15 protein-coding genes and 1 pseudogene are annotated in these 16,063 nt (G+C 37.4%); all 16 read left to right on the forward strand.

The genetic code is table 11. The annotated features are described in order from the left end of the window. Positions 1 to 6: 6 nt before the first annotated feature. The 16 genes and pseudogenes from DQM95_RS03820 (at position 7) to pheT (ending at position 16,047) form a co-directional block, all read left to right on the forward strand. Positions 7 to 2,267 (forward strand): annotated as a pseudogene (locus DQM95_RS03820) (glycogen/starch/alpha-glucan phosphorylase). Between the two features lie 253 nt (positions 2,268 to 2,520). Further along, entirely contained in the window at positions 2,521 to 2,718 is a 198-nt protein-coding gene (locus tag DQM95_RS03825) for a F0F1 ATP synthase subunit C (protein WP_012658184.1), read from the forward strand. A 104-nt stretch (positions 2,719 to 2,822) separates the two neighbouring features. Further along, a complete protein-coding gene (gene atpB / locus DQM95_RS03830; protein WP_012658185.1) occupies positions 2,823 to 3,536 on the forward strand; it encodes a F0F1 ATP synthase subunit A in 714 nt (237 codons plus the stop codon). A 15-nt stretch (positions 3,537 to 3,551) separates the two neighbouring features. Continuing rightward, on the forward strand, positions 3,552 to 4,046 hold the full coding sequence (atpF, locus tag DQM95_RS03835) for a F0F1 ATP synthase subunit B (protein ID WP_012658186.1): 495 nt from the start codon (positions 3,552 to 3,554) through the stop codon (positions 4,044 to 4,046). Continuing rightward, positions 4,046 to 4,582: a F0F1 ATP synthase subunit delta gene (locus tag DQM95_RS03840; protein WP_012658187.1), complete on the forward strand. Its 537-nt coding sequence runs from the start codon at positions 4,046 to 4,048 to the stop codon at positions 4,580 to 4,582. Before atpF ends, DQM95_RS03840 begins: the two co-directional genes overlap by 1 nt. Before the next feature lie 15 nt (positions 4,583 to 4,597). Continuing rightward, positions 4,598 to 6,103 carry a F0F1 ATP synthase subunit alpha gene (gene atpA, locus DQM95_RS03845; RefSeq protein ID WP_111685943.1) on the forward strand — a complete coding sequence of 502 codons (1,506 nt, stop codon included), beginning with the start codon at positions 4,598 to 4,600 and terminating at the stop codon, positions 6,101 to 6,103. 18 nt (positions 6,104 to 6,121) lie between these two features. Then, positions 6,122 to 6,997, forward strand: coding sequence for a F0F1 ATP synthase subunit gamma (locus DQM95_RS03850; RefSeq protein WP_012658189.1), 876 nt, complete (start codon positions 6,122 to 6,124; stop codon positions 6,995 to 6,997). 122 nt (positions 6,998 to 7,119) lie between these two features. Next, entirely contained in the window at positions 7,120 to 8,526 is a 1,407-nt protein-coding gene (gene atpD, locus DQM95_RS03855; RefSeq protein ID WP_111685944.1) for a F0F1 ATP synthase subunit beta, read from the forward strand. Positions 8,527 to 8,539: 13 nt separating this feature from the next. Beyond that, on the forward strand, positions 8,540 to 8,956 hold the full coding sequence (locus tag DQM95_RS03860) for a F0F1 ATP synthase subunit epsilon (protein WP_037592309.1): 417 nt from the start codon (positions 8,540 to 8,542) through the stop codon (positions 8,954 to 8,956). A gap of 81 nt (positions 8,957 to 9,037) precedes the next feature. Beyond that, entirely contained in the window at positions 9,038 to 9,262 is a 225-nt protein-coding gene (locus DQM95_RS03865; protein ID WP_012658192.1) for a DUF1146 family protein, read from the forward strand. 74 nt (positions 9,263 to 9,336) lie between these two features. Continuing rightward, positions 9,337 to 10,608, forward strand: a complete 1,272-nt coding sequence (murA, locus tag DQM95_RS03870) for a UDP-N-acetylglucosamine 1-carboxyvinyltransferase (RefSeq protein WP_111685945.1) — start codon at positions 9,337 to 9,339, stop codon at positions 10,606 to 10,608. Positions 10,609 to 10,611: 3 nt separating this feature from the next. Continuing rightward, positions 10,612 to 10,800 (forward strand): DNA-directed RNA polymerase subunit beta, encoded by a 189-nt coding sequence (locus DQM95_RS03875; protein WP_037592308.1) that lies wholly within the window; start codon positions 10,612 to 10,614, stop codon positions 10,798 to 10,800. Between the two features lie 31 nt (positions 10,801 to 10,831). After that, the gene (locus DQM95_RS03880) at positions 10,832 to 11,710 is read left to right on the forward strand and encodes a DNA/RNA non-specific endonuclease (RefSeq protein WP_037592307.1); all 879 of its coding nucleotides are present in this window, start codon (positions 10,832 to 10,834) and stop codon (positions 11,708 to 11,710) included. Between the two features lie 302 nt (positions 11,711 to 12,012). After that, positions 12,013 to 13,056 (forward strand): phenylalanine--tRNA ligase subunit alpha, encoded by a 1,044-nt coding sequence (gene pheS, locus DQM95_RS03885; protein ID WP_037592306.1) that lies wholly within the window; start codon positions 12,013 to 12,015, stop codon positions 13,054 to 13,056. A gap of 46 nt (positions 13,057 to 13,102) precedes the next feature. After that, positions 13,103 to 13,627, forward strand: coding sequence for a GNAT family N-acetyltransferase (locus DQM95_RS03890; protein WP_037592305.1), 525 nt, complete (start codon positions 13,103 to 13,105; stop codon positions 13,625 to 13,627). Positions 13,628 to 13,641: 14 nt separating this feature from the next. Further along, positions 13,642 to 16,047, forward strand: a complete 2,406-nt coding sequence (gene pheT / locus DQM95_RS03895; RefSeq protein ID WP_037592304.1) for a phenylalanine--tRNA ligase subunit beta — start codon at positions 13,642 to 13,644, stop codon at positions 16,045 to 16,047. Positions 16,048 to 16,063: the final 16 nt, after the last annotated feature.

Raw genomic sequence — 16,063 nt, forward strand, 5'->3', positions numbered from 1 at the left:
AAGAAAATGAAAGTCACAAAAGAAAAATTCATTCGCGATTTTAAAGATACTTTGCATGAAGAATAATTAGTCAAAATACCAAATGCTAGTGAGACAGAAATATTCTTCGCTCTAGCTAAATTAGTTCGCATATATTACACACGCATATGGTTAGAACGTAACCGTCAATTAACGGAGAATCAAGAAAAAGTTGCCTATTATTTTTCAATTGAGTTTTTACCTAGCCGTATGTTAGAAACTAACTTGTTGAATTTAGGCATCCTTAGCACTACAAAAGAGGCTTTTAATGAGTTAGGGATTGATTTTGAAGCCGTTAAAGAAGCTGAACATGATATGGCGCTCGGGAATGGTGGTCTTGGAAGATTAGCAGCTGCTTTCATGGATTCATTGGCTACAACAGGTTATCCGGGTTTTGGGAACGGCCTCCGTTATCAATATGGACTGTTTAAACAAAGAATCGTAGATGGCTATCAAGTTGAATTGCCGGATACTTGGTTTGGTTCAACAGGAAATGTTTTGGAAACGATGTGATCAATAATCTCCGCTTATGGGATGTTGAAATACCTGTAGAAGATGAGTTGGATTACCCTACGCTTGAGTCTAGAAGAGCTGTTCAAGATATCACAGCAGTTTTATATCCAGATGATAGCAATTATGAAGGAAAAAACTTCGATTGATTCAGGAATACTTTATGACAAGTGCGGGCCTGCAATCTATCATAAAATCTTATTTAAAACAAGGTATGCCCTTAAAAGATTTTTACCAAAAAGTATCTCTCCATATTAATGATACACATCCGGCTGTCGCACCAGCGGAACTAATGAGACTTTTAATAGATGACTATGGCTTGGAGTGGGATGAGGCTTGGGAAGCAACTGTTAAGACCATGAGTTATACGAACCAACCATACCATTTTATCTGAAGCATTGGAGAAGTGGGGTACAGAGCTCTTTAAATTTGTTTTACCACGTGTTTATCAAATCATCCTTGAAATTGAAAATCGCTATGTTAAAGATTTGGCACAAAAAGGAATAGAAGCGGAACTGATTGAACATACAAGAATTGTTAAAGACCGTTTTATCCATATGGCACATTTAGCTATAATTGGAGGACACTCAGTCAATGGTGTGGCAAAACTGCACACAGAACTCTTAAAAGAAGATACCTTAAGAGCTTTTTACCAACTTTATCCAGAAAAATTCAATAATAAAACTAATGGAATAGTGCAAAGACGCTGGACTCAGATTGCAGCTCCTGGATTATCAAGAGTAATTGATAGCACTATCGGAGAGGATTGGCGTAGGGATATCCATCGTCTGAGGAAACTGGAAAACTTTCAAAATGACCCTCAGGTTTTAAAACAGTTTCATCAAGTCAAGCAAATTGCAAAATAAAAATTGGCTAAGTATATCTTAAAAACGGCGGGTGTCGTTGTGTTATCTGATGCTATTTTTGATGTCCAAGTAAAACGCCTTCATGCCTATAAACGTCAGTTGCTTAACGTCCTTCATATTATGAAACGTTATCTTGATTTGAAAGATAATCCTGATTTGGACTGCCTTCCAAGAGTTTTTATTTTGGGAGCAAAAGCTGCGCCGAGTTACCATTTTGCAAAATTGGTCATTAAAAGAATTAATGAAATGGCTAATCTTATCAATAATGATGCCTCTTTAAATGGAAAGCTTAAGCTTGTTTTCTTAGAAAACTATAACGTTAGTCTGGCAGAATTAATTATTCCTGCTGCTGATGTATCAGAACAGATTTCTTTAGCTTCCAAAGAAGCTTCAGGAACGTCAAACATGAAATTTATGATGACGGGATCTATCACATTAGCTACCTTAGATGGTGCTAACATAGAAATAAAGGATCAAGTTGGAGATGATAATATTATCATTTTTGGAATAACAAAGGATCAAGTTTATCAACATTATGAAAAACATGACTATAATTCCAGAGTACTTTATGAGACAAATCCGGAGATTAGACGTATTGTTGATAGTTTCGTGAACGGTGCTATTCCTAATTGTCAGAATGAAGGTATGGAAATTTATGAGGCTTTAATCACTCATAATGAAGACTATTTCTTATTAGAAGATTTGCCAGCTTATATTGAAGCCCAAAATAAAATTGATCTTTTATATCGTGATCAAAAGAAGTGGTCACAAATGTCGTTAGTTAATATTGCTCATTCAGATAGATTTACTTCAGATGATACGATTGAGGAGCATACCAATGAGATTTGGCATTTGAATAAAATAAATCATTAAAAATATCAATAGTTGAGACGGTTTTCCCCGTCTCTTTTTGGAATTTGTCAAACTTTGAAATAAAGCTAAATTACTGTTATAATTGAATTGTCAAGCTATTTACCTTGATAAGATAATCGTGTTTCTAAGAAAACTCTAAACTTTGGTTAGTAAAGGTTTAAGAAAGCGTAATCAAACGTTGGATTTCTGTTGACATTCTTATTATTAAGGAATAGAATAGCAAAGTAAAAAAATTTTTAAGGAGAATTCTAAAATGAGTCCTATTTTCGCATTGGCATTTGCCTGTTTTGGTGTATCACTTGCAGAGGGTTTCTTGATGGCAAATCTATTTAGATCTGCAGCTCGCCAACCTGAAATTATTGGTCAACTTCGTTCATTAATGATTTTAGGTATTGCCTTTATCGAGGGAACTTTCTTCGTTACATTAGCAATGGCATTTATTTTGAAATAAGCAAAAGCTTCAAAAAATTAGTAAGGATAGCGTTATTTGTTTATGTATCATAAATACAGACATGTGTAACGTCATCTAAGACCGATATCAAAGGAGGGAAGAGGTTGGAAGAAATAACTCCAACACTGACACTAGGTCCTGTGACCTTTAATTTGACCCTGCTTGCTATGTGTATTATTACTATAGTTATTGTTTTTTCATTTGTTTATCTAGCAAGTCGAAATATGAGCTTGCGTCCAAAAGGTAAACAAACTGCTTTAGAATTCATTTTGGATTTTATTTCAGGCGTTACCGATGAGCATATTGAAAAACCATTTCGTAGTCGCTATGCACTTTTCTTTTTCTGTGTCTTTCTTTTTGTAATGGTTGCAAATAATTTAGGACTAATGACAAAGTTGGAAACGCCAGATAAGATGAATCTTTGGACGTCACCAACTGCTAATATTGGTTTTGACTTATCATTATCATTATTAGTTGCCATAATTTGCCATGTTGAAGGTATTCGTCAACGAGGATTTATTCCTTATTTAAAACGATTTGCAAGTCCTACAATTATGACACCCATGAACCTTTTAGAAGAAGTAACCAATGTTTTATCGCTAGCATTACGTTTATACGGAAATATTTTTGCTGGTGAAGTCGTGACGGGTCTTATTCTAAAAATGTTAGTTGCAAATATGGCATGGTTTCCAGTTGCATTTATTTTAAATATGGTTTGGACAGCATTTTCAGTCTTTATCTCATGCGTTCAGGCTTATGTATTTACTAAATTAACATCAATGTATCTTGGAAAAAAAGTCAATGAGGAAGAAGAATAAGAAAGGAGTAATTCTATGGAATTAACTGTAGGAGAAGTTATTGGGAATTTTATTCTCGTAACGGGTTCAATTCTTGTTTTGTATCTTTTGCTGAAAAAATTTGCATGGGGTTCAATAAGTGGCATTTTAGAAGAACGCTCTGCTAAGATTTCTAGTGATATTGATCGTGCTGAACAAGCACGAATTGAAGCAGAGAATCTTGCTCAAAAACGTGAAAATGAATTAGCAGGTGCTAAACAAGAAGCAAGTAAAATTATTACGGATGCCAAAGAACTTGGTCAAGTAAAAGGTGAACAATTAGTAGCTGAAGCAAGTGCCGAAGTAAGTCGTCTAAAAGAAAAAGCTCAAGCAGACATCCAACAGAGTAAAACAGATGCTATTTCAAGTGTTAAGTCAGAGATGACAGATTTAACGGTTCTTTTAGCCGAAAAAGTATTAGGAGCAAATCTGGATAAGTCAGCACAAAGCCAACTTATTGATAGTTATCTTGATGACTTAGGAGAAGCTTAATGACAAAAAAAGAACTGGCTCTGATTGAGCAATATGCGAAAAGTCTCGTTGAAGTAGCAATCGAGAAAGATTTCTTAAATGCTTTGAAGGAAGATGTTTATGCTATTCTTGAAACCATGAAAGCATCAAATCTCGATAAAATATTATCAAGTCTTGCTTATGCTCCAGATGATAAGGCAAATTTAGTTAGGTTACTGAAAGATTCTAGTTCAGTTTATGTAAACAATTTTCTTGATGTGGTCCTTCAAAATCAAAGAGAGTATTTATTATTTGATATGCTCAAAACAGTTTTGAAAGAAATCGCTCAAGAAACAAACACCTATGATGTAACTGTTACATCAGCAATACCTCTTACTGAGGAACAAAAAAATCGTGTCATATCTGTTGTTATGTCTAAGTTTGGCATCCAAACAGGTCGTTTAATTGAAACAATTGATGCTTCTATTATTGGAGGCTTCATTATTTCAGTTAATAATCAAGTTATTGATACAAGTATTAAACGACAATTACATGACTTTAAAATGAAATTAATATAGAAAGTGGTGTGACTTTTGGCAATTAATGCACAAGAAATTAGCGCTTTAATTAAAAAGCAAATTGAGAACTTCCAGCCAAATTTTGATGTCACAGAAACTGGTGTCGTTACTTATATTGGTGACGGTATAGCTCGTGCTCGTGGTTTAGATAATGCCATGAGTGGAGAACTTCTTGAATTTTCAAATGGTGCATTCGGAATGGCTCAAAACCTTGAGTCTAACGATGTTGGTATCATTATTCTTGGTGAGTTTTCAACAATCCGTGAAGGAGATGTTGTAAAACGTACAGGGAAAATTATGGAAGTTCCAGTTGGTGAAGCTCTTATTGGACGTGTTGTCAATCCTCTTGGTCAGCCAGTTGATGGTTTAGGAGATATTGCAACGACTGGTTTCAGACCAGTTGAGGCAGTTGCTCCGGGGGTAATGCAACGGAAATCTGTTTCAGAACCACTTCAAACAGGTTTGAAAGCTATTGATGCTCTTGTACCAATTGGTCGTGGGCAACGTGAGTTAATCATTGGGGACCGACAAACAGGTAAAACTTCTGTTGCTATCGATGCCATTTTGAATCAAAAAGGTCAAGATATGATCTGTATTTATGTGGCAATTGGTCAGAAAGAATCAACAGTTCGTACTCAAGTGGAAACCTTACGTCGATATGGTGCTCTTGACTACACGATCGTTGTGACTGCTTCTGCCTCTCAACCTTCTCCATTGTTGTTTATTGCCCCTTATGCAGGCGTAGCAATGGCAGAAGAATTCATGTATCAAGGCAAGCATGTCCTAATTGTATATGATGACTTATCAAAACAAGCCGTAGCTTACCGTGAATTGTCATTACTATTAAGACGTCCTCCAGGTCGTGAGGCTTACCCTGGTGATGTTTTCTATCTCCATAGTCGTCTATTAGAACGTTCTGCAAAAGTATCTGATGACTTAGGTGGCGGTTCAATTACTGCCCTACCGTTTATTGAAACACAAGCTGGAGATATTTCTGCTTATATTGCGACAAACGTAATTTCAATCACTGATGGACAAATTTTCTTACAAGAAAGCTTATTTAATTCGGGTATTCGTCCAGCAATTGATGCGGGGTCATCTGTATCACGTGTAGGTGGTTCAGCTCAAATTAAAGCAATGAAAAAAGTTGCTGGAACATTGCGTTTGGACTTAGCATCCTATCGTGAATTAGAAGCATTTACGCAATTTGGTTCAGATTTAGATGTTGCAACGCAAGCAAAATTGAATCGTGGTCGTCGTACAGTTGAAATTTTAAAACAACCGCTACATAAACCATTACCTGTTGAAAAACAAGTTGTTATTCTTTATGCCTTGACCCATGGTTTCTTAGATGATGTTCCGGTCAATGATATTTTAGCATTTGAAGAAGCGTTATATGATTACTTCGATATGCACTATAGCCACTTATTTGAAACAATTCGTACGACTAAAGATCTTCCTGAAGAAAAAGATCTGGACGATGCTATTAAAGCATTTAAAGATCAAGCAAACTTTAATTAATAGTGGGAGGATACTAGTATGGCAGGCTCTCTAAGTGAAATTAAAGCAAAAATTAATTCTACTGAGAAAACAAGTAAAATAACAAGTGCCATGCGGATGGTTTCTTCAGCCAAACTCGTTAAATCTGAACAATCAGCTCGCGATTTTCAGATTTATGCATCAAAAATTCGCCAAATTACTACTGATTTATTAAAAGCAGAGTTAACCTCAGGATCTACAAATCCTATGTTAGTTTCTCGTCCTGTAAAGAAAACAGGTTATATTGTCATTACTTCAGATAAAGGACTAGTTGGAGGATACAACTCCAAAATCTTAAAATCAGTAATGGAAATGATTGAGGAATACCATGCGGATGGAAGTTATTCCATTATATCAATTGGAAGTGTAGGTTCTGATTTCTTCAAGGCAAGAGGTATGAATGTATCTTTTGAACTTCGCGGCTTAGCAGATCAACCTAGCTTTGAAGAAGTTGGAAAAATTATTTCTCAGTCAGTAGCAATGTATCAAAATGAGATTTTTGATGAGCTGTATGTTTGTTATAATCACCATGTCAATAGTTTAACTAGTCAGGTTCGTGTTCAGCAAATGTTACCTATTTCAGATTTAGTAGCTGAAGAAGCTAATGATGAAGGAGTAGTTGGTTTTGAATTAGAACCAGATAGAGATACAATCCTAAATCAATTATTACCTCAATTTACAGAGAGTTTGATTTATGGAGCTATTATTGATGCTAAAACTGCTGAACATGCTGCTGGAATGACAGCCATGCAAACAGCAACTGATAACGCTAAAAATGTTATCAATGATTTAACGATTCAATACAATAGGGCTCGTCAAGCAGCAATTACGCAAGAAATTACAGAAATTGTTGCTGGTGCGAATGCTTTAGAGTAGGCAAAGAGATACAATCTTGCAAAAACAAGTTATAGTGACTCTTTTTATTGATGAGATAAAGAGAAATTGGAGAAACCTTGCCTATTTGGCAAGTGTTTTAAAACTGACATAAGGAGAAATAAATGAGCTCAGGCAAAATTGCTCAGGTTGTTGGTCCTGTTGTAGACGTTGTGTTTGCAAACGGTGAAAAATTACCAGAGATTAATAATGCATTGATAGTTTATAAAGGTAGCGATAAAAAACAAAAGATTGTTCTTGAAGTTGCTTTGGAACTTGGGGACGGAATGGTTCGTACAATCGCTATGGAATCAACTGATGGGCTTACACGTGGATTAGAAGTTTTAGATACTGGCCGTGCCATTAGTGTACCAGTCGGAAAAGAAACTTTGGGTCGTGTTTTCAATGTGCTTGGTGAAACCATTGATTTGGATGAACCATTTGCCGCTGATGCTGCAAGAGAACCCATCCATAAAAAAGCCCCAGCATTTGATGAACTATCAACGTCTTCAGAAATTCTTGAAACCGGAATAAAAGTTATTGACTTATTAGCCCCTTATCTCAAAGGTGGTAAAGTTGGTTTATTTGGTGGTGCCGGAGTAGGTAAAACGGTTTTAATTCAAGAATTAATTCATAATATTGCACAAGAACATGGTGGTATTTCAGTATTTACCGGTGTTGGTGAAAGAACTCGTGAAGGTAATGACCTTTATTGGGAAATGAAAGAATCTGGCGTTATTGAAAAAACAGCCATGGTATTTGGACAAATGAACGAACCACCAGGAGCACGTATGCGCGTTGCTTTAACAGGTTTAACCATTGCTGAATATTTCCGGGATGTTGAAGGTCAAGATGTTTTGCTCTTTATTGACAACATTTTCCGTTTCACGCAAGCTGGTTCAGAAGTTTCAGCCCTATTGGGTCGTATGCCTTCAGCGGTAGGATACCAACCAACACTTGCTACCGAAATGGGACAATTGCAAGAAAGAATTACCTCAACTAACAAGGGATCTGTTACTTCTATTCAAGCTATTTACGTTCCAGCAGATGACTATACTGACCCAGCGCCAGCAACTGCATTTGCTCATTTGGATTCAACAACAAACCTTGAGCGTAAATTAACTCAAATGGGAATCTACCCAGCGGTTGACCCACTTGCATCAAGTTCTCGTGCCTTGTCACCAGAAATTGTTGGTCAAGAGCACTATGAGGTTGCAACAGAGGTTCAACGTGTTCTTCAACGTTACCGTGAATTACAAGATATTATTGCCATTTTAGGAATGGATGAATTGTCTGATGATGAGAAAGTCTTGGTTGGACGTGCCCGTCGTATTCAGTTCTTCCTATCACAAAACTTTAATGTGGCAGAACAATTTACAGGACAACCTGGTTCATACGTTCCAGTTGCAGACACTGTCCGTAGCTTTAAGGAAATCTTAGAAGGGAAATATGATCATATTCCTGAAGATGCTTTCCGCTCTGTTGGACCAATTGAGGATGTACTTGAAAAAGCGAAATCAATGGGTTATTAGTGAGGTGTAACTTATGACACAAATGACCGTTCAGGTAGTAACACCAGATGGTATGAAATATGATCACCAAGCCAAATTTATTTCCGTTGAAACGACTGATGGTGAGATGGGAATTCTACCACGACATATCAATTTGATTGCTCCCCTTGTTATCCATGAAATGAAAATTCGTCGCACAGATGATGATAATCATGTGGATTGGGTTGCTATTAATGGTGGTATTATTGAAATTAAAGATAATGTGGTAACAATAGTAGCAGATTCTGCTGAGCGTTCGCGTGATATTGATGTTAGCCGTGCCGAACGTGCTAAGTTAAGAGCTGAACGCGAGATTGAAGCTGCCAAGTCAGCACATGATATTGATGAGGTTCAACGAGCTCAAGTAGCCTTAAGACGTGCCTTGAATCGTATCAATGTTGGTAATAAATAAAAATAGTCTCTCTTGAAGAGTCTATTTTTTTACCCTAAAAAAGCTATCATCATCCTTCAATTTTTTTGATATAATAAGCATATGGAATATATTAATAATTTATTAAAACTCATTAGTCACCTACTGTTTATCGGTATTAGTTTTCAGTTGTTGATGGATATTTTTGATTGGTCAAAAATAACACGACATCATCTTGAAAATATTGGTAAGATAAAGCTTTTTGTTTTTTTCTTAGCCATTATCATGGGCTATCTTGTGAGTCATTTTATGCTTGAATTGATTCAAATGAGTCAAACACTCTTTTAGTGTTCGAAAAAGGTAGAAAGGTTAGATTTGTGATATAATTTTGATATTACTTGTCAAATGAAATGGAGAAGAAAGTGGATAAAATAGTCATTGAAGGTGGTCAAACCAGATTACAAGGTGAAGTTGTTGTAGAAGGAGCAAAAAATGCAGTTCTTCCATTGTTAGCAGCAACAATATTAGCTTCAAAAGGTAAAACTCTTTTGAGAAATGTACCTATTCTTTCTGACGTTTATACAATGAATAATGTTGTAAGAGGTCTAGATATTACAGTCGACTTTGACGAAGAAAGAAATGAAATAAGTGTCGATGCTTCAGGAAACATTCTAGATGAAGCGCCTTATGAGTACGTTAGCCAAATGCGCGCTTCAATTGTTGTACTAGGCCCTATCCTAGCTCGAAATGGACATGCAAAAGTATCCATGCCAGGAGGCTGCACAATTGGTAGCCGTCCAATTGATTTGCATTTAAAAGGGTTAGAAGCTATGGGGGCAGTTATCAAACAAAGTGGTGGTGATATCACTGCAACTGCTTCAAAACTAAAAGGTGCAACGATTTATATGGACTTTCCGTCTGTAGGGGCTACTCAAAATTTAATGATGGCTGCTACCTTAGCAGATGGCGTGACAGTTATTGAGAATGCAGCGAGAGAACCAGAGATTGTTGACTTAGCACAACTCTTGAATAAAATGGGTGCCAAAGTGAGAGGTGCCGGAACAGAAACCTTAACCATTAAAGGTGTTGCAGAACTTGTCGGTGTTGAACATGATGTGGTTCAAGATCGCATCGAAGCGGGAACTTTTATGGTCGCAGCAGCTATGACATCAGGTGATGTCCTTATCAAAGATGCGGTTTGGGAGCATAATCGTCCATTAATCTCAAAATTGAAGGAAATGGGTGTTTCCGTAACGGAAGAAGAAAATGGCATTCGCGTTCAATCTCAGGTTGAAAACTTAAAACCTGTCACCGTTAAAACATTGCCTCATCCAGGTTTTCCTACGGATATGCAAGCTCAATTTACAGCATTAATGGCTGTTGTCAAAGGCGAATCAACAATGATCGAAACGGTATTCGAAAACCGTTTCCAACATTTAGAAGAATTGCGTCGTATGGGCTTACACTCAGAAGTATTGCGTGATACTGCAATGATTCATGGTGGTGAAGAATTACAAGGCGCACCTGTAATGTCTACTGATTTAAGAGCAAGTGCGGCATTAATCCTTAGTGGTCTCGTTGCCCAGGGAAAAACAACGGTTACAAAATTAAGTCATCTTGATCGTGGTTATTATCAATTTCATCAAAAACTTGCAAAATTAGGAGCAAAAATCGAACGTATAAGTGAGGACTAAAACATGTCAAGTGGTTGGAGATATGTGGTTCGGCAAGTAGGTTTACTATTACTTGTTGCATTACTAGCTTGTCTATTTTTAGCGATCGGTTTAATGGTGGGATATAGTGTTATTGGCGACGGCCAATATGCTAGTTCCATTTTATCCATTGACAAATGGACAGATTTAATTCATAAATTTACAGGAAAGTAGGGATTGACCTACTTTTTCAATGAGAGGAAACATGTCAAATAAACACCCAAGTGGCAAAAAAATAAGTGCCATTCTAATAGCTCTGCTCATTACAGGATTAACAGCTCTTTCTCAGGGCAATCAATCTGCCAATAATCCAATTGCTCATGTTTTGCAGAGCATTTCCGGGCAGGGAAATAGGCAGAGCAATCAAAAAGATTCTCAAAATCCGGATACTCCCAGTTATCAATTAGCAAGTTCTGTGCTTACAAATCAAGTCAAGCAACAATTAGGTAATCAGATTGAATGGAATGGCGCCGGAGCTTTTATTATTAATCACAATAAGACAGATTTAAAGGCAAAAGTTTCAAGTTTACCTTACGCACATAATGAAACGAAAATGGTACAAGGTCAAAAGGTACCAAGTCGAGCTAATGCCTTACTTGCTCGCTCAACGAGACAATATAGAGATCGAAACGAAACTGGAAATGGTTATACTTTTTGGAAACCAGTTGGATGGCATCAAATACATGGTCTATCAGGGGAATATGACCATGCCGTTGATCGCGGGCATTTATTAGGCTATGCCTTAGTCGGAGGATTAAAAGGTTTTGATGCTTCAACAAGTAATCCAGAGAACATTGCTGTTCAAATGTCATGGGCTAACCAAGCATATCTGTCCGATTCTACTGGACAAAATTACTATGAAACCTTAATTCGAAAAAGTTTAGATAAGAATAAGCGGGTTCGCTATCGAGTGACCTTAATTTATGAAGGTGACAATCTGATTTCGAGTGGTAGTCATTTGGAAGCAAAGTCGGATGATGGCAGCTTAGAATTCAATGTTTTTGTACCAAATGTTCAAAAAGGGTTAAAAATGAATTACTATAATGGTAGCGTTGAAAAAGATGCTTACCAGAAAGCAAGTTAATGCGGAAAGAACAAAGGAATGCCTTTAGAAATCTTATTGTCATTTTGGTACTTTTTTGATAGAATAATAGTAATTGAATAGAAGTCAGCAAGACTAGTAATTACAGGGAAATCACCAGGGATTGAGGGCCATAGACTGGAAGCCTTCTTGATGAAAGTGTAATGAATTCACTTGCCAAATGACTGTTAATTAAGGTCTGACAAGTCAGATAAAAACGGATGGTACCGCGTGTCAACGCTCCGATATATTGGAGTATTGGCATGCTTTTTTTATGATTTATTGTTCCAATCAAGGGGGAAAAAATGGATTTACAACAACAATTAGAAGAACTGAAACAGCAAACACTTGAACACTTAACATCATTAACTGGTGATCATAGTAAAGAACTCCAAGACTTAAAGGTTTCAGTCTTAGGGAAGAAAGGGACATTAACTGAACTATTAAAAGGGCTTAAAGATTTGTCTGCAGACATGCGTCCAATTATTGGAAAACAGGTTAATCAAGTGCGTGATGTCCTCAATACAGCTTTTGAAGAACAAGCTAGAATTGTAGAAGAAGCCAAAATTCAGGCAAAATTAGAGTCTGAAAGTATTGATGTTACCTTGCCTGGACGCCAAATGAAACTGGGTAATAGACATATCTTGACACAAACTAGCGAAGAAATTGAAGACATCTTCTTAGGTATGGGCTTCCAAATCGTTGATGGTTTTGAAGTTGAAAAAGATTATTATAACTTTGAACGCATGAATCTTCCAAAAGATCATCCGGCGCGTGATATGCAAGATACTTTCTATATCACTGAAGAAATATTACTTCGTACCCACACCAGTCCCGTTCAAGCACGTACTTTGGATCAACACGATTTTTCTAAGGGTCCCCTTAAAATGGTATCTCCAGGTCGAGTTTTCCGTCGTGATACAGATGATGCTACTCATTCACACCAATTTCATCAGATTGAAGGATTAGTCGTTGGTAAAAATATTTCAATGGGTGACCTAAAAGGGACCTTGGAAATGATTATTAAGAAGATGTTTGGTGAAGAGCGTAAGATTCGCCTACGTCCTTCTTACTTCCCATTTACAGAGCCATCTGTTGAGGTTGACGTCTCATGTTTCAAATGTGGTGGTAAGGGTTGTAATGTATGTAAAGGAACTGGTTGGATTGAAATCCTTGGTGCAGGTATGGTTCACCCACGTGTTCTTGAAATGTCAGGTGTGAATTCAGAAGAGTATTCTGGTTTTGCCTTCGGCCTTGGACAAGAACGTATTGCCATGCTTCGTTATGGGATTAATGATATTCGTGGATTCTATCAGGGAGACATGCGTTTTTCAGAACAATTCAAATAAAAAGGGTCTTGTTCAAAGTAATTGATGAATTTTTGGGGGAATTGCCATGCAGAAAGAACTATCCATTGACCTGGTAAAAGATGAAGAAGTCGCAATATTAAGAGACTTAGCCATTCAGACATTTACTGAAACCTTTGGCGGTCATAACACCGATGAACAGTTACAAGAGTTTTTTGAACAAGATTATACCTTAGAGGTCCTCGGCAAAGAATTAAAAAGTACTGAAAATGAAGTCTATTTTTTGAGAAGAGACGGGGAAGTCGTTGGTTACCTCAAAGTCAATTGGGGAGAGGATCAAACAGAGCAAGAGTTAGAGGACTCTTTTGAAATTCAAAGAATTTATATCTTAAATGCCTATCAAGGTCATGGTTTGGGTAAATTTCTTTTTGAATTTGCTTTGGAAAGAGCTTATGCTTCTGGGAAGAGCTGGGCATGGTTAGGTGTTTGGGAAAATAATCTAAAGGCTCAAGCCCTTTATCGCAAATATGGATTTGAAAAGTTTTCTGAGCATTCCTTTGCCGTTGGTGATCTAGTAGACACTGACTGGTTAATGAAAAAAGCCTTAAAATAGAAAGAAAGAGTAGTATGTTAGTATCTTATAAATGGTTAAAAGAATTAGTTGCGATTGATGTTCCATCAGCAGAATTAGCTGAAAAAATGTCAACGACTGGTATCGAAGTTGAAGGTGTCGAAATTCCTGCTGAAGGACTGTCGAAATTAGTAGTTGGTCATGTCTTATCTTGTGAAGATGTGCCTGAAACACATTTACATCTTTGTCAGGTTGATACTGGAGATGATGAACCGCGCCAGATTGTTTGTGGTGCACCTAATGTTAGAGCAGGAATCAAGGTCATTGTTGCTATTCCTGGAGCCCGTATTGCGGATAATTACAAAATTAAAAAAGGTAAAATCAGAGGAATGGAATCTCTAGGAATGATTTGTTCTCTCCAAGAATTAGGTCTTCCTGATGCCATAATTCCAAAAGAATTTTCGGAAGGTATTCAAATCCTGCCAGATAATGCTATTCCTGGTGACTCTATTTTCTCATACCTCGATTTAGATGATGAAATCATTGAATTATCCATCACGCCAAACCGTGCGGATGCCCTATCAATGCGTGGTGTGGCACATGAAGTGGCTGCTATTTATGGTAAAGAGCTTAAATTCCCAGTTAAGATCCCTCAGGAAAGCTCAAAAGCTACTTCTGATTTGATTTCAGTTGCAATTGAATCAGATAAGGTCTTAACTTATGCAAGTCGTGTGGTTGAAAATGTAACCGTGCAAGCAAGTCCTCAATGGTTACAGAACCGTCTTATGAATGCTGGCATCCGTCCTATTAACAATGTTGTCGATGTGACGAATTATGTGCTCCTTTACTTTGGCCAACCCATGCATGCTTTTGATTTCAATAAATTTGAATCAGGTGACATTCTTGCCCGTCAAGCTCGCAATGGTGAAAAAATAGTAACTCTAGATGGTGAAGAACGTGACTTGATTGATCAGGATATCGTCATTGCTGTCAATGACAAACCTGTTGCTTTAGCAGGTGTCATGGGTGGGAAAGCTACTGAAATTGATTCTCATTCGAAAACAGTTGTTTTAGAAGCTGCCGTATTTGATGGAAAGGCCATTCGTAAGACAAGTGGCCGTCTAAACCTCCGCTCAGAGTCCTCTTCGCGCTTTGAAAAAGGTGTTAACTATGATACAGTCATTGAAGCCCTTGACTTTGCGGCAGCTATGTTAGAAGAATTAGCTGGTGGGCAAGTACTAGCAGGTTACCTTCAAGCTGGACAAGTGCCAACAGAACCTGTTCAAGTATTAACAACCTTAGATTACGTTAATGTCCGTCTGGGTACAAATTTAGCTTATTCTGACATTGAGGATGTCTTTGCCAAGCTTGGCTTTGGCTTGGCTGGAGATGCGCAAGCCTTTACTGTCTCAGTTCCACGCCGTCGCTGGGATATTAGCATTCAGGCTGATTTGGTTGAAGAAATTGCGCGAATCTACGGCTATGATAAGCTTCCAACGACTCTTCCAGAAGCTGGCGGAACAGCTGGTGAATTGACCGCTAGTCAGCTTTTACGGAGACGTGTTCGCGCTATCGCCGAAGGAGCAGGGCTAACAGAAATTATTTCTTATGCTCTAACGACACCAGAGAAAGCACAGGCTTTTGCTATTGAAAGTAGCCATTTGACGGAATTGATGTGGCCTATGACCATTGAGCGTTCGGCTTTACGTCAAAATATCGTGTCTGGTATGTTAGATACCATTGCCTACAACGTTGCTCGTAAACAAAAGAATTTAGCTATCTATGAAATTGGAAAAGTTTTTGAACAAAATGCTGATCCGAAAGTGGACCTTCCAAATGAAAGGGATACCTTTGCCTTTGCCTTAACAGGTTTAGTTGCTGAAAAAGATTTTCAAACTCAAGCCACAGCAGTTGATTTCTATTATGCAAAAGGGATTTTAGAAAGCTTATTTAGCAAATTAAACCTTAAAGTAACCTTTGTGGCTGAAAAAGATATGGCAAGCATGCACCCAGGCCGTACAGCTAGAATTCTCTTAGGTGAAGAAACAATAGGGTTCCTAGGTCAAGTGCATCCTCAAGTAGCTAATGACTATGATATTCCTGAAACTTATGTGGCAGAATTAAATCTTCAAGCAATTGAGGCCAACATGGCTTCAACACAAATCTTTACTGAAATAAGCAAACAGCCCGCTGTTTCAAGGGATATTGCACTTTTGGTTGATGACCAATTAAGCCATCAAGACATTGTTACGATCATTGAAGGCCTAGGGCTTAAATACCTAGAAAGTATCAAACTTTTTGATGTTTATGCTGGAGCAAATATTGAGCCTGGTAAGAAATCTATGGCATATAGCTTAACTTTCCAAAATCCGCAAGAAAGTTTACGTGATGAAGAAGTTGCTAAGTACATGAATAAAATTAGCGAAGCTTTACTCGAAAAAGCTAATGCACAAGTTCGTTAATGCTTAAAAGAACCTA

This window comes from Streptococcus uberis (genome assembly GCF_900475595.1).
Taxonomy (GTDB): Bacteria; Bacillota; Bacilli; order Lactobacillales; family Streptococcaceae; genus Streptococcus; species Streptococcus uberis.